The sequence below is a fragment of the Desulfovibrio sp. 7SRBS1 genome (genome assembly GCF_049723905.1).
Lineage (GTDB): Bacteria > Desulfobacterota > Desulfovibrionia > Desulfovibrionales > Desulfovibrionaceae.
In genome coordinates this window covers 4,215,751-4,229,913 of sequence record NZ_JBJKFD010000001.1, presented here as the reverse complement: position 1 = coordinate 4,229,913, position 14,163 = coordinate 4,215,751, and the positions used below count along the sequence as shown (strand labels likewise).

Sequence of the window (14,163 nt, the reverse complement as noted above, 5' to 3'; positions counted from 1 at the left end):
TGCTAAAACCTCCGTTCAACATTGCTCAGCGCTGCTGTATCAGCACGCAATTTCAAGATATCTCGGACGCTGTCGGACTTCTCCAACGTTTTTTTCCATTCATAATGATCAGGGGAGAGCACACCGTCCCGTTCCTCTTTGGTGCATAGCCAATCAAACGCCTCAATCGGGGTATTGAACATCGGCATAGGCTCAGGTGCAGGCCGCTCAGTAGGTACAGGTAATTTGACAACGCCGTCCGGTAATTCCGGTTCTGTTGGCTCCGGTTCGGCTTCATGCCCATACTGCTGGGCCAAGCCGAGTTCTGGCTCAGATTCGGCAAACGCCTGGGCCGCTGCCCGTATTTCCGGCGTGTCGGCCTGGGCCTGGAAAGGCCTCACGTTGCCGCGTTCAGCCTGAAACGTTTCAACCCGTGCTTCACCGGTTTCAAAAATAATTTTGCTGGGATCGTCGATTGTCTCGGATAAAACCTTCAGGCTCTTCACCTGATCGCGCAAATTGCGCTCATGCCGCTTCCGGGCCGCGTTGTATGAGGACACACGCACGCCATCCCAGGCGGCGTCTGTTGCTGTGCAGATAAATTTCACGCGGCGGCCTGTCCTTTGAAAAACGTAAATCCGCCCGGCGTTTTCCGCGTCCTCTCGCAGCTCCACAACATTGCCGACCAATGGGACCAACTCGTCAGCGCTGAACCGCCGGTTCTGGTAGGCGATTCCTTTCTTCCCAACAGTGCGCTGGCCAATCGGGGCCAGCAAAATATCAAGGATTCGTTCGTCCACGAGTCGGGTAGGTTGGCGAGGTGAGGAATGAGCACGGGCAAGCGGATGCAGCCCGCCCAGCTCTGGCCGTTCAGTGGTTTCGTAGTACGGCAACCACTTGTTTGTAGCCTCTTGAAGCTGCTCCATTGTCAATGGGATTTCCACGGTCCCGGCTGTCCGGTCCATAACCCGCTTTGCCCATGTAGCCTGTTCGCGCAACGCGGCACGCTGGCGCACGTCGTGGCCGGTGTAATGCGGCAAAAGCTCATGCAAGCCGTGTGTGTATGTACCCAGGGCACGTTCAATGAAGGGCTTGTCTTCCCCGTGGTATAGGCGGGTATTGTCGCGCGTTATGCCGAATGCGCCCAGAATCGCGGTAACGTGCTTGCTGGCATAATCCGCGCCGTTGTCCATACGGATCGTCGCAGGCAAGCCCCAGAGCAACATTGCCTTGCGCATACATGCGGCAACACTAACGGCCTTGGACGTTTCGGCGCAAAGCAACACAAGACGGCGGCTGTACACGTCGATACAACCGATGATGCAACACCTCTTGCCGTCAGCCGTCATTACGTCGGCAGGCGTGGAGTCCATCTCCCACACATGCCCGAAATATTCCGCGTCGCAGGCGTCGCCGAACGCAGCTTGATACTGGTTTTTCCAGTTCTTTGGGTTCTCAAGCAGTGCGTAAAGCTGGGGATTGTCAGCCTTGAAATCTTCAACAAAACGTCGGATCGTCGCTTCCGACGGCGCAGTGTCGCCGAATATCCCGTCAGCCGTATTCTTGAGCATGGCGACAGTCATATGAGGGCGTTCTTGCAGATTCGCCAAGACGAAAACGCGCACTTCTGGTGTCACAGCAAGACGGTTGCCCTTGTTCGCTCCATGTCCGGAAAGCAGCCCAGCTAGCCCTTGCTTTTGATAGAGCGACCGGAACCGGCGCAGACTCGGTGCAGAAATTTTTTTGACGTGTGCGGCAACCTCGGCGGATACGCCCACTTGCGCGGGATCGCTGGAGTACAACCGGCAGAACTTCACTTCCGCAGCCGTCTTCTTGCCGGGGCATGATGCGATAAACCGGTCAGCCGCTTCAACTACCGCCAACCGCGCTTTGGCGCGTTCTTGGCTCCACTCTGGCGCACTGTCCCAGCGGCTGGTCAGCTTCGATATTTCATCGGAGTCGATATGTCGTGTAGGTAAAAATTCGTCGCTGGCCTGAAGTTCATGTGCTTGGATTTTCCGCCGCACCTCGGCAGGAAGGCCATCGGTCAACCACTCGTTACCACCGCCGCGGCCAATGCGAGGACGGGAGGTCCACCCTTCACGTTTTGCCCGACGCTGAACTGAGCGTTCGGCAACTTGCAGTATTTGGGCAAGCTCTACGGAAATATACGCTCTTTTCATTACTAACGCTCCGACGCCACAGTTAGTTCGCTCGGTCTGGCAACGGAACTTGATCACTAGGAAGAAAGCCGGTGTACAAATCAAGTCCGCCATTATCTTTGGCGATACAGCGCAAAAAACGATAAATTTCTTTCCAAGCGATTCGCAGAGAAACGCCTGGGAGGGCATATATTTCTGTCTGTGCTGCCTCCCACTCGAGTTCATCCCAGCTCCCGTCAGGAGCGAGGCCAGCGTCTTCTTGAGAATACGTAATGAGAACGCGAGAGCCGTCAGCACGCCGAATATTTTGCAAGCATGCAACAATAGCCATTACGCAACCTCCTGCTCTTTTAGATCGTCGGGCAGGCTCAAAGCTTTGGCTGGGCAACCCATATCTCGCAATAGCCGCAGTACACGGCGGTTATTACGCACACCTTTTACGGTTGCACTGACAGCTTGCGATGAAATGTCTAAAGTACGAGCCACGTCCGTCATTGTTTTACCGTTGGCATCTAAAAAACGACGAATCCCCCAGGGATCACGGTAACGCCCAGCTCCCACTCCGGCATGGATATTCGCGTTCACAATTCAGCCTCCAGCTGTCTTTTCTTTTTCTTTGCTTCACGTTCGGCCAAGATGGCTGCTCCATAATCACGTAACTTGCGATCTTCTTTTGTCATTATGGAGCACCCAAGAGTTGCAAGGATAGGCTCCAGAGGTCGAACATCCCTAGTGACCAGACAAAAAGCTACCAACGCTGTTAACGATGGAGGATGTTCCCGCGCGGCGGGTGAAAGCCATTTTTCCAGTGTCGCTGTCTTCACGCTTTTGGCATTGCCACGGCTAATGCTTATCCCCGCAGCACGCGCCACTTCGGTAAGTCGGTCTGCAATTTGGTCCCTGGATAACGACGACCCACCAGCAACACTACTCATGGCAGAACGCACAAGTGGAAGAAGGCTCGCCAAACTGGCAGCCGCATGGTCGTCATCAAAAAGGGAGAGTTGAGTTGCTCGCCGCATTTTACCGTCCACAGAGGTTCGATCATTCGTCCGAAATGGACCGTTGACCGGTGGATATTGCGGCTGTAAGTTGATGATGTTTGTTTAGGTTCAATTCACAACCGCTTGTGACTCCATTTAGTGCATAAAAAGGGTCAGTGTTAACCCTGATTGGGTGTCGTTGTTTATTTTTATGCATTTAAACTACGTCAAGAGAAAAATACTTACATGACAGCATGTTATGCTATTTTTGTCTTTAATTTTGTCTGTCGTAGTTTCTGTCGGAGTTCATGAGGAAAACTGCGACAATACTTCTATGAGCATTGGCAAAAGAATACGTTTATTGCGGGGAGACCTTTCTCAGGCTGTTTTTTCCGAGAAAGTAGGGATACCCAAGAATACTCTTGGCCGCTATGAGAGAGGCGAGATCACTCCAGGAGGGGATGCTATTGTCTTATTGTGCTCAAAGCTGGCTGTTGACCCCAATTGGCTACTTTTAGGGCGTGGTCCTACTCCTTACGACGAATCCATTTCTCAAGATGTAGAAGGCGAGCCAACCGTAACCGGTGGCTCATGCACTCGATGTGAAAAACTTGAAAGGGAACTAGCCCAGGAACGGTCTGAGAGGAGAGAGCTGTCCAAAGAATTGAGAACTGTTAATGCTGAGAATAGAACGCTATGGAAAGAGAATGGTGTTCTCCGGGAACAACTTGCTGAAGCAAAAGCCCGTGCCGCACCATCTGACGCAACGCTCAACAACGCTCAAACTGCGTAAGTCGCGGGCGTAAGCGAAAAAAGAAATCCAGGAAGGGCACGGTGTTACAATTCCCGCTGCCCATTCCTGGAAAAAATTTTACAGTTTAAAGATAGATAAATTAGTCAACAATTGTAAATACCCAGAAACCCTACTTATCAGGTGGTCAAAATGCTAAAGAAAATATTCTATTTACTTATTAGCATAACTCTATTTTGTATTTCTGGCTGTACCTCCAAAGTAGCATACAATGAAACAACATCGATAATATCTATCGACGACGCCGAAACACTTACCGTTGAGATTCCAAAAGACTTTACATATAGAGGGAAAATAACCCGAAGAATCCATAACCTTCCATATACAGGCAATGTATATTCTATACATAAAAATCCTTTTATCACCGTTGGTGTATTAAAAGACAAAAACAAATATTTAGCACCGAGACCAGGAACCAAAAGGACTATATCTAGTGGAGACTGCCACCATAATGAAAATCAAATCCAATGCTTTACACGATTTGAAATAGAAAAATGTACTATGACTCGCACTATCCACTTCCTGTATAATAATGAGTGGAGTGTTATCTTAGCGTATTCTGAGGATTTCACAGGGAATAAGTACCCGTGTGATAGGTGGGTGCATCCTATCTGGCTAAATCCAGAACAAAAGAAGATGCTAAACGAGTGGAACCGCGAAACTGATAACCTGTTCACGATCAAGCACATACAGCCCGAAACCGAATAGCCAGGCGTTTCAGGTTTTTCGTACTTCAAATTTAACAAATACCTCGTATCACATTGAAATCATTTCACTCTGTAAGATATAAGCATTTCGCAGATTATTTCGGAGTTCACGCGCAGAACAACGAAACCGCTAGGCAACAAGACAGCCGTCACCGGCCACGCTAAAATGGTTCTTTGAACCATCGTTTAAGATAGGTTTGGGGGTAAAACTTAACTTTTTTAGAAATAAATTATTAGCATTCTATTTCAATATGTTATGAGAAATCATAAGGTAAAAGTTTTTGCAAAAGTTCAGGCAAAAAACTTTTGCCCGTCTCAATTAGCAATCACCATGAGCCATGCGGCCTAGGCCCTAAAAACCCGCTCTAAAAATTCTCATTTTACCTGCAAAAAAAGCGACGAAATCGCAAGTTTTTCTCATCTTGCTTTTCGCCGCTTTTTTTATTTCACCGTCCGCCCTGGACCCGCGCCAGTCCTACGTTGGTCCCATGTCGGTACCATCAAATCTAGGTGTCCCGCCGTTTCTCATTTTAAGTGACCCCCTACAGGGGCGCGGCACAGGACGTGCCGCGATCAACCCGCGGCCCTTCTTCCTCAGGCCGCAAAAAGAAAAGGACCAATTACATACGTAACTGGTCCTTTGATCTTCAGATGGCGGAGCGGACGGGACTCGAACCCGCGGCCTCCGGCGTGACAGGCCGGCGTTATAACCAGCTTAACTACCGCTCCGCATTTGGTTGCTGAAATCTCCAGCAGGAGATGTTCAGCGGAGGGGTAGTCCTAGCAGGAGCCCCCTTACTCGTCAACTTGTTTCGCACGCCCAATTGTTTTTTTCTCCAACGCTCCCCTTCACGTGGCTGAACAGCACGTTCCTCCTCCCTATGTGAGGATAAATATATACTACGATTTTGTACCTTAAAAATTTTTCTGCACATAAAGGAATCAATGTCTCGACTGCATGGCGCATTACATGCGGATATTCAAGGGGACCCAACTTGGCAAGGGTTCACTTAATATCTCTAAAATTACACAATAAAAAAGGCATGTGCATCCTCTTCAATGAAAACAGTATCAAGGCGAGACAATTTACTACATTATTGTAATAAGCACAAAAAAGAACAAACATATAATACGCAAATAATTTCCTGATTTATTTCATTTTACTACCACTTGAAATATTACAAATCATCATCCATATATAAAAGAGTAAACTTGAATTTTCATTATAAAATGATCTTATAAATTGTTTTTCTTTAAAAAAGACTTTTATAATTATATTTACTAAAAATAAAAACAAAAATACAAACTACATACTCTAAAAAAAAGAAAAATAATGTTTACTTTCACAAAATACAACGCATTAAACAATCTTATTTAGATTTTTTTTGAGATATTATTAAAATATTTTTAATATATTTACACAAAACTAAAAAAATTCGAAATAACTACACAATTCAAGCATTAATTTTTTATATAAAAAATGTATAATAACAATTTTAATGATAAACGACCATAAAACTTGAAAAAACAATTAGAGCTTTCATGAAAGCATGCAAAAACAGACGAGACGAAACATGATCAATACACAAAAAGATGTCTCTATTACTGTTTTTTCAAATTTATTTCATGAGGGGGGTAATAAATGAAATTTTTTGATCAAACAAACATTAGAAACAAGCTTATATTGTCCAGTATTATTTTTATTCTACCTATAGGGGTACTACTGTATTATGCAGTAAGTGGAATAAATTACGACATTCGCTTTTCCAAACTTGAAGTATATGGAAACGCCTACCAGCGTCCTTTAATGCGTGCAATGGCGGCTTTTCCAAACTACACGCTGGGGATATTGCAACAGGATCGCCAGGAAGTTGCGAAAAAATCGTCCATAATAAGCAAATCCGTTGCCGACCTGAAGCCCATAGACCAGCAATACGGTATGGACCTTCAATTCACCAAGGAGCAGCTTGCAAGCCAAAAGAAGTCGAAACTCGCGTACGCCAACCTTGCACAGGCATGGAAAAACACTGTTTCCGCCTCCGGCAACAAGGCGAAGTCCGCAGACGACTTTCTTACATTGCTCTCCAAAGTAATCGCCCATGCCGGAGATACGTCCAACCTGATACTCGATCCCGACCTGGACAGCTATTATCTGATGGATGTCACTCTGCTGGGCATCCCCCAAGCCATCCAGCATCTCACCGAACTGGCGGTAAATGTCCACCAACGCAAAATAGGAGCAGCCACGGAAAAATTCCAGCTGGCTGTCACCTCCCGGCTCATCAACAACGATATCGAACGGATTGCCGGCTCCATTGAGACCGCGCTGAATGAAGATGCCCATTTTTATGGCCGCTATGAGGCAATGCAGCAGAGCATACCTGCGGCCCTTGTCGAATTTCAAAAGGCTGCCAAGCGACTTCTCGACTGTACCGAAAAAATAGACGCGGGACAGGAGTGTGCTTTTGCCGAAAATCTGCAGCAGACATCAACGACAACTTTGCACCTTTGGGATGTCTGTGCCAAAAACCTGGATGCCTTGCTCGAAATCCGCATGGACTCCTATAAAGGGGCCCGTATTCAAGCGATTATCGCCACAATTATCGCCACTATTCTGGCTTTGCTGGTCGTATTTATGAGTGCACGGTCCATTCTGGCATCTCTGAAACACCTTGTGCTGTACGCCGAAGAGGTCGCGCAAGGAAATCTGAATGCAAAGCCGGAAGGGAATTTCTCCATCTCGTTGGAGCGGCTTAAAAACTCAATCATGGCCATGGTGGAAAATCTCAAAACCAAAATGGATGAAGCCCACAGAAGAAGTGAAGAAGCACTTGAATCGAAAAATGCAGCCGAAACGGCCATGCATGAGGCAGACCGGCAAAAGACCATCGCGGAACAACAAACCAAAACAATGGCGGAATTGGGTGCACAGATCCACGCTCTTGCGGAACGAGTCGCTTCGGCCACAGACCAGCTGTCTTCAACTTCCGAGGAACAGGCCAGAGGAGTCGTCAGCCAGAAAGAGCGGGCCGAGCAGGTAGCGGCTGCAATGGAGCAGATGACGCATTCCGTAGTGAACGTGGCCTCCAATGCCTCGTCCACATCACAAACCGCGCAGACCGCCACGGAATCGACACGTGGGGGTGTGGATCTGGTCCGCGAGGCCATGGGGTCCATCACAGGAGTTGCCGACTCCGCTGAAGAATTGGAGCAGGTTATTGCCGAGCTGAACGAACAGGCAGGTGAAATCGGCCGCATCATAAACGTAATCAACGACATCGCCGACCAGACCAACCTCCTTGCCCTCAATGCCGCCATTGAAGCGGCACGCGCCGGAGATGCCGGACGTGGCTTTGCCGTGGTTGCGGACGAGGTACGCAAGCTGGCGGAAAAAACAATGACGGCAACCAAGGAAGTAGAGGCTGCGGTTGTCCAAATTCAGAACGGAGCCCACAACTCGGCAAATTCCATGGGCAAGACCAAGGAGCAGGTTGAGCAAAGCAGCCAGTCGTCGTCTCTGGCCGTTGAAGCGCTGCAAAAGATCATGGCCAGCATTGAGAACATCAGCGAGCGGGTAGCGCAAATTGCCACGGCAGCAGAAGAACAATCGGCAGCTGCAGAGCAGATCAATACCAGCGTGGACGATATCGCCCAATTCATCGGCAAGGCAAAGGATGGGGCAACCCAATCCGCAGACGCCACCCGCAACCTGGCCCAGGTGTCTGGCGAACTGCTGCAACTCTCCAATAAATTCATGTCCTGAAGCGAAGCCTAGCCAACTTTTTTATCGGAGCAGGTAGCTCAAAGCGCGTTATGAATCTTCATGATGCGCTTTTTCTTTGGCAAAATCGGACGGCGGAGCCATGCGAAGCCGCCCGCAGGGGCGCGGCACAGGACGTGCCGCGATCAACCCGCGGCCTTTCTTTTACAGGCCGCAAAAAAAGAAAGGACACCAAGCCTCATGACTGGTGTCCTTTCTGAAAAAGTGGCGGAGCGGACGGGACTCGACGATTTTGCAGGATGACAAAATCGGACGGCGGAGCCTACGCGAAGCCGCCCGCAGGGGCGCGGCACAGGACGTGCCGCGATCAACCCGCGGCCCTTCTTCTTACAGGCCGCAAAAAAAGAAAGGACACCAAGCCTTACGACTGATGTCCTTTCTGGAAAAGTGGCGGAGCGGACGGGACTCGAACCCGCGGCCTCCGGCGTGACAGGCCGGCGTTATAACCGACTTAACTACCGCTCCACTGTTTGGTAGGCGAAACAGGGCTCGAACCTGTGACCCTCGGCTTGTAAGGCCGATGCTCTCCCAACTGAGCTATTCGCCCGAACGGGACATGCTAACTATCTGCAGACCCCGACCTTGTCAACACTTATTTCAAAAAATTCTGCGAAAAAATTTGCCCCGGCTTCTGCGGCAAGGCCGATCAGCCTTCCCTTGCTGCGAATTGACGGCCCACAATAACTCTCCAGCCATTTGCTATGGCCGGAAGAAGACCATAAATTCTCCCGCGTACAGAGTATGTTGGCACCAAAGCGGAACATCCTCATACACGCAGATCCGGCACGCGTCTTGAGCGAACCTGCCGGGCGCACCAATTTACAACTGCGGCCTAGATATTCTTCCAGACCTGGACCCGATGCTTGGGACTCCAGATGGCGAAATCATCATATTCACAATACGGAGCCTGCCCCATCAGGGTATCGTGGTCGTGGTCGCAACAGGGAATGACCACCCAATGGCGTTCGCGGGCTTCGATGGACTCGGCAATGACCTCCGGTTCCACATGGGCATGCACGCAGACCACCACGACAATGTCCCCCTGGATGCGCACGTCCTCTATGCGTTTTCTGTGCACCACCAGACGGTCGATGTCGAACTCGCGCGTGTCCATGACAGGGTCCACCGAATGGCACAGCCATTTGCTGCGATACGCGAAGGTGGCGGCAGTACGCGGGGTATACCCATCCCCCACGGCAACCATGGTGATGTTCGGATCGTGCATGGAATCCGGAAACAGATGGTTGCGGACGGCATGGAATGCGGCAAAGGACTCGGTAACTTCCTTGGCCTTGGGGTAGAGTTTGTACTTCAGGAGGTCCCGCGAACATTCCAGACGCAGGAATTCATCAAAATAGGAGGTGGAACGGCGCCTCACGCGCAGGTTGAGGTAATGTTCGTTGACGGCTTGTATCTCGTGCATGCGCTTAAACTCCGGGGATCGGGAAACAGTAATGTATAACCAATATCCAAAAGAATAGTCGGTTAAATATTCTGCTCTCCGGAATCTAAAAAAACAACCCGAAATAACAAAAAAACATTTTCCCAAAAAAGTCTTTCACTACAGGCTGTTGGCTCTCTCCCCTTCCGAACGGAATCATACCGCTACAATCGGAAAAGGCAGCCGCAAAGAACAAATACCCTCTCTGCTCATCCGCTCCTGGACGCATTGGGACGGCTTACGTCCAGCACTTCCTTTTCCCGGCTCAACACGCCCATGACCTCCAGCAAATGGGGCAGGTCGCGCACCATCACCGTAAAGTCGTACCGCGTGGTGCCGTCTTCCTGGGATTTGAAGGAACCGGCGTCGATGTTGGCTCCCTGTTCGGAAATGAGCATGCCAAGACGCCCGAGCACACCGGGCGCATCCTTGGCCTTGATGAGAATCTTGCCCGGATAGGTATGGTCGCTCTTCACCCGCCAGGAAATGTTGATGATCCGTTCCGGTTCCAGATTGCGCACGTTGGGACATTCTGCCGTGTGCACGCGCACGCCCTTGGTAGGGCTGATGTGCCCCACGATGGGTTCGCCGGGCAGCGGGTTGCAGCACTGGGCATAGCTCACCAGCACGTTGTCCACCCCGTCTATGACCACACCGTCCGTGGCAGTACGGGTCGGCTCCTCGCGTACCGGTTCGGTTTCCGGCTCCACCGTGGCTTCTTCCTCTGCCTTGGGCAGCAGCCTGTTGAGCACCTTGCGCGGCGTAATGCGCGTGTAGCCGACGGCGGAGAGCAGTTCGTCCACCGACGAAAAGGAAAATTCCTCGGCAAGGGTTTCCAGCCTGCCGTCGTTGAGGGCACGGACGAAATTCACCCCCATCTTGCGGCCTTCCTTTTCCAGCATTTCCCTGGCCAGGGCAATGCTGCGCTCGCGCTCCTCGGTACGGATGAAATGTTTGATGCGGGAGATGGCCTTGCCCGTTTTGACGAACTTGAGCCAGTCCCGGCTGGGATAGCGCGAAGGCGAGGTGATGATTTCCACGCTGTCGCCGTTCTTGAGCTTGGTATCCAGCTGGGCGAGCTTGCCGTTGACCTTGGCCCCCTTGCAGTGGTCGCCCACCTGGGTGTGGATCTGGTAGGCAAAGTCCACGGGCGTGGCGTCCTTGGGCAGCTCCTTGATGTCGCCGCTGGGCGTGAACACGTACAGCTCGTCGCTGAACAGGTCGTAGCGGAGGCTGGAGAGAAATTCCTGCGAGTCCGTGGTTTCCTTTTGCCAGTCCACAATTTCGCGCAGCCAGGTGAACTTGGCCGCGTCCTTGGCCTTCATCCCGGCCTGGCCTTCCTTGTACAGCCAGTGGGCGGCCACACCGAACTCGGCCAGACGGTGCATCTCCTCGGTGCGAATCTGCACCTCGATGCGCTCCCCTCCGGGACCGACGACAGTGGTGTGCAGGCTGGCGTACATGTTCTCCTTGGGCATGGAGATGTAGTCTTTGATGCGCCCCGGCACCGGATGCCATTTGGCGTGCACAAAACCAAACACCGCGTAACAGTCACGCACGCTCTTGACGATAATGCGGAAGGCGATGAGGTCGTAAATCTCGTCAAAGGTGAGTTTTTGCTCCCGCATCTTGTTGTAGATGCTCATGTAGTGTTTGGTGCGTCCGTTGACACGCCCTTCCACGTTGTTTTCCTTGAGCATCTCCTCCAGCATCCCCACCACCAGCGAGACATACTCCTCGCTGGACGTCTGGTGCTGACGCACCCCTTCTTCCAACTGTCCGTAGGCTTCCGGGTGCAGATACTTGAGGCACAAGTCCTCCAGCTCCACCTTGATGCGGTACAGACCCAGACGGTTTGCCAACGGTGCGTAGATATCCAGGGTTTCGCGGGCAATGGCCAGCCGGCGGTGCGGCTTCATGTACTCGAGGGTGCGCATGTTGTGCAGACGGTCGGCCAGCTTGAGGGACAACACGCGGATATCCTTGGACATGGCAACGATCATCTTGCGGATGCTCTCGGCCTGGGCATCCTCGCGCGTGGCAAAGTCCATCTTGCTTATCTTGGTCACGCCGTCCACGATATGCGAGACGCCTTCGCCGAAAGACTCGCGGATGTCCTCGATGGTTGCGCTGGTATCCTCCACCGTATCGTGCAGAAGGCCGGCCGCGATGGTTTCCAAATCCCAGTGCATGTCGGCCAGAATCATGGCCACGGAAAGAGGATGGGAAAGATAGGGCTCACCGGACAGGCGAACCTGCCCTTCATGCGCGGTGGCCGCAAATATGTGCGCCTGCTGCAACAGCGAAAGATCCACATTGGGCATGTATTCGCTGACTTTGTCGAGTATCTGGGTAATTCGAATCATATTGACTGACGCCGATCTTGTATGTGGTTGCGGCCGGACGACACATCCGTTCGCGGTTCGTTCTTCTCTTGCCAAACCAAAAAAAAAGGGGGCACTATCTGAACAATGGGGAAACTTCGGCACAAGGCGGAAGGCACCTTCCCCTGCGCCCGTGGGTTCGCTTATCCAGCCGAACCCGCCCCCCCGAACGCACGCGGTGTCTTCCGACCTCTATCCTACGGCACGAGGTGGAACCTCTGCAACGACTTTGGTATCCACCAGCGATTCTGGTTGTACGCAATACCTGCAGGTGCTTCGTGTATATTTTTTACCCGCGCCTGTACAATGGGCAAGGCATAGGCAACGTACAGAAATGTATAGGGCTGTTCCTCATGGAGAATTTCCTGGGCCCGAAAATACAATTTCCTGCGTTTTTCCTGGTCCAGCGTCTGCCGTGCGCGCACCAGCAGGTCGTCCAATTCGGCATTGGTGTAATGGATGAAGTTCAACCCCTTGGGCGGCACCTTGGATGAATGCCAAACAATGTAGTTGTCCGGGTCCTGGGTGATGGCCCATGCCAGCAAAACCGCATCGAACCGCCCCTTGTTCACAAATTCCTTGATGAACGCGGCCCACTCCACGGTGCGGATATTCACCTGAATGCCCACATCCTTGAGCCGCTGCTGAATAATAGTGGCGCTTTTGATGCGTTGCTCATTGCCCTGGTTGGTCAGAATGGTAAAGGCAAACGGCTTGCCGTCCTTGTCCAGCACCCCGTCTCCGTCCGAATCGGTCCAGCCTGCCTGGCGCAACAGTTCACGCGCCTTTTCCGGATGATAGCCGTAGGGAGTGAGTTTGTCGTTGGCAGCCCAGGTTCCCGGCTTGTACGGCCCCATGGCAGGCATGCCCAGACCGAAGAGTACACCTTTTACTATTTCCTGCTTGTCGATGGCCATGGTGAGGGCCTGGCGCACCCGCTTGTCCTGAAACATGGGGCGCGTAAGATTGTACCCAAGAAACGTATACCCAAAGGAAAGATACTTGAACTTATTGAAGTTCTTTTCCCACTCCGGCCCCTTGGTCTGAAACAGCCGCTGCTTGGGCGTCAGCGACATGGTGTCGATGTTGCCCGACTTGAGTTCCAGAAACTGCGTGCCCAGATCCGGAATGATGCTGTAGACGATCTGGTCAATATACGGCCTGCCTTTGAAATAATCATCATTGGCCGTAAGAACCAGCTTGCTGCCGGCTTCCCAGCTTTCCAGCTTATAGGCTCCGGCACCCACGGGATGGCGGCCGAACGTCGTTTTCGTGAGGTCCTCGCCCTTGAGCAGGTGTTCCGGATAGACGTCCAGAGCCCAGGTAACCAATGCGCGGGCATAAACCTTGTCGTAAATTACATCGAAAGAGTAGTCGCCAGTTCTTCGAAATTCCTTGACTGCAAGATAATCCCCGCTATAAGGGGTTGGAGTTTTGGGGTCGATCATCATTTTATAAGTAAATTCAACATCCCGGGCCGTAAACGGTTTACCGTCGGTCCAGCGGATATCTTTGCGCAGCTTGAAGCGCAACAGCTTGCCCCCATCCAGAACCTGAAAAGATTCAGCAGCCCATGGCACCAGCTCAATATTTCTGTTATACTTGAGCGGTGCCACAAATATTTTGTCGGCAATCTCCGATGAAGACGAGTCCGAACTGAGCATGGAAATCAGGTTGCTCGCGTCGCCCAGCAGAGGCTCCACAAAGCGTCCTCCAGGCACGGGGGGGCCTTTCGGTTCACGGACTGTATCCGTCCCATTCGCTGTTTGCCCAACGTCCCGATCCTCGGCCTGCCTGTTATTTCCTCCATCGCAGGAGGACAGTACAAAGAGCATTCCAGTAAGGACCAGGAGAAAAAAGATGACTGAACCAGATTGTTTCATCTACCAACGCCTTCAGGTTACACAAAGCGATT

9 protein-coding genes and 3 tRNA genes are annotated in these 14,163 nt (G+C 51.5%); 2 read left to right on the top strand and 10 right to left on the bottom strand.

The window, feature by feature from the left end; all coding sequences use genetic code 11:
* Positions 1–2: 2 nt before the first annotated feature.
* The 4 genes from ACI0FJ_RS18600 to ACI0FJ_RS18585 are packed head-to-tail and all read right to left on the bottom strand — an operon-like array spanning position 3 to position 3,163.
* The gene (locus ACI0FJ_RS18600; protein WP_424305913.1) at positions 3–2,162 is read right to left on the bottom strand and encodes a transposase; all 2,160 of its coding nucleotides are present in this window, start codon (positions 2,160–2,162) and stop codon (positions 3–5) included.
* Between the two features lie 22 nt (positions 2,163–2,184).
* A complete protein-coding gene (locus tag ACI0FJ_RS18595; RefSeq protein WP_424305911.1) occupies positions 2,185–2,472 on the bottom strand; it encodes a hypothetical protein in 288 nt (95 codons plus the stop codon).
* Positions 2,472–2,726, bottom strand: coding sequence for a hypothetical protein (locus tag ACI0FJ_RS18590; RefSeq protein ID WP_424305909.1), 255 nt, complete (start codon positions 2,724–2,726; stop codon positions 2,472–2,474). Before ACI0FJ_RS18590 ends, ACI0FJ_RS18595 begins: the two co-directional genes overlap by 1 nt.
* Positions 2,723–3,163, bottom strand: coding sequence for a hypothetical protein (locus ACI0FJ_RS18585; protein ID WP_424305908.1), 441 nt, complete (start codon positions 3,161–3,163; stop codon positions 2,723–2,725). Before ACI0FJ_RS18585 ends, ACI0FJ_RS18590 begins: the two co-directional genes overlap by 4 nt.
* A 220-nt stretch (positions 3,164–3,383) precedes the next feature.
* On the opposite strand from ACI0FJ_RS18585, the gene ACI0FJ_RS18580 reads away from it, so the two are divergent.
* Positions 3,384–3,917, top strand: coding sequence for a helix-turn-helix domain-containing protein (locus ACI0FJ_RS18580; RefSeq protein WP_424305906.1), 534 nt, complete (start codon positions 3,384–3,386; stop codon positions 3,915–3,917).
* Between the two features lie 1,377 nt (positions 3,918–5,294).
* Here ACI0FJ_RS18580 and ACI0FJ_RS18575 read toward each other — a convergent pair.
* Positions 5,295–5,371 (bottom strand) — tRNA-Asp (locus ACI0FJ_RS18575).
* A 1,087-nt stretch (positions 5,372–6,458) separates the two neighbouring features.
* Between ACI0FJ_RS18575 and ACI0FJ_RS18570 the strand changes: the two genes are divergently transcribed.
* On the top strand, positions 6,459–8,405 hold the full coding sequence (locus ACI0FJ_RS18570; RefSeq protein ID WP_424305904.1) for a methyl-accepting chemotaxis protein: 1,947 nt from the start codon (positions 6,459–6,461) through the stop codon (positions 8,403–8,405).
* Positions 8,406–8,811: 406 nt separating this feature from the next.
* Here the strand turns inward: ACI0FJ_RS18570 and ACI0FJ_RS18565 are convergent.
* The 5 genes from ACI0FJ_RS18565 to ACI0FJ_RS18545 form a co-directional block, all read right to left on the bottom strand.
* Positions 8,812–8,888 (bottom strand) — tRNA-Asp (locus tag ACI0FJ_RS18565).
* Between the two features lie 6 nt (positions 8,889–8,894).
* A tRNA-Val gene (locus tag ACI0FJ_RS18560) sits at positions 8,895–8,970 on the bottom strand.
* Positions 8,971–9,255: 285 nt separating this feature from the next.
* Complete coding sequence (locus ACI0FJ_RS18555; protein WP_424305902.1) at positions 9,256–9,846, bottom strand: hypothetical protein; 591 nt, start codon at positions 9,844–9,846, stop codon at positions 9,256–9,258.
* Positions 9,847–10,073: 227 nt separating this feature from the next.
* Positions 10,074–12,230: a RelA/SpoT family protein gene (locus tag ACI0FJ_RS18550; RefSeq protein ID WP_424305900.1), complete on the bottom strand. Its 2,157-nt coding sequence runs from the start codon at positions 12,228–12,230 to the stop codon at positions 10,074–10,076.
* Positions 12,231–12,445: 215 nt separating this feature from the next.
* Positions 12,446–14,131 carry a peptide-binding protein gene (locus tag ACI0FJ_RS18545; RefSeq protein WP_424305899.1) on the bottom strand — a complete coding sequence of 562 codons (1,686 nt, stop codon included), beginning with the start codon at positions 14,129–14,131 and terminating at the stop codon, positions 12,446–12,448.
* Positions 14,132–14,163 lie beyond the last annotated feature (32 nt).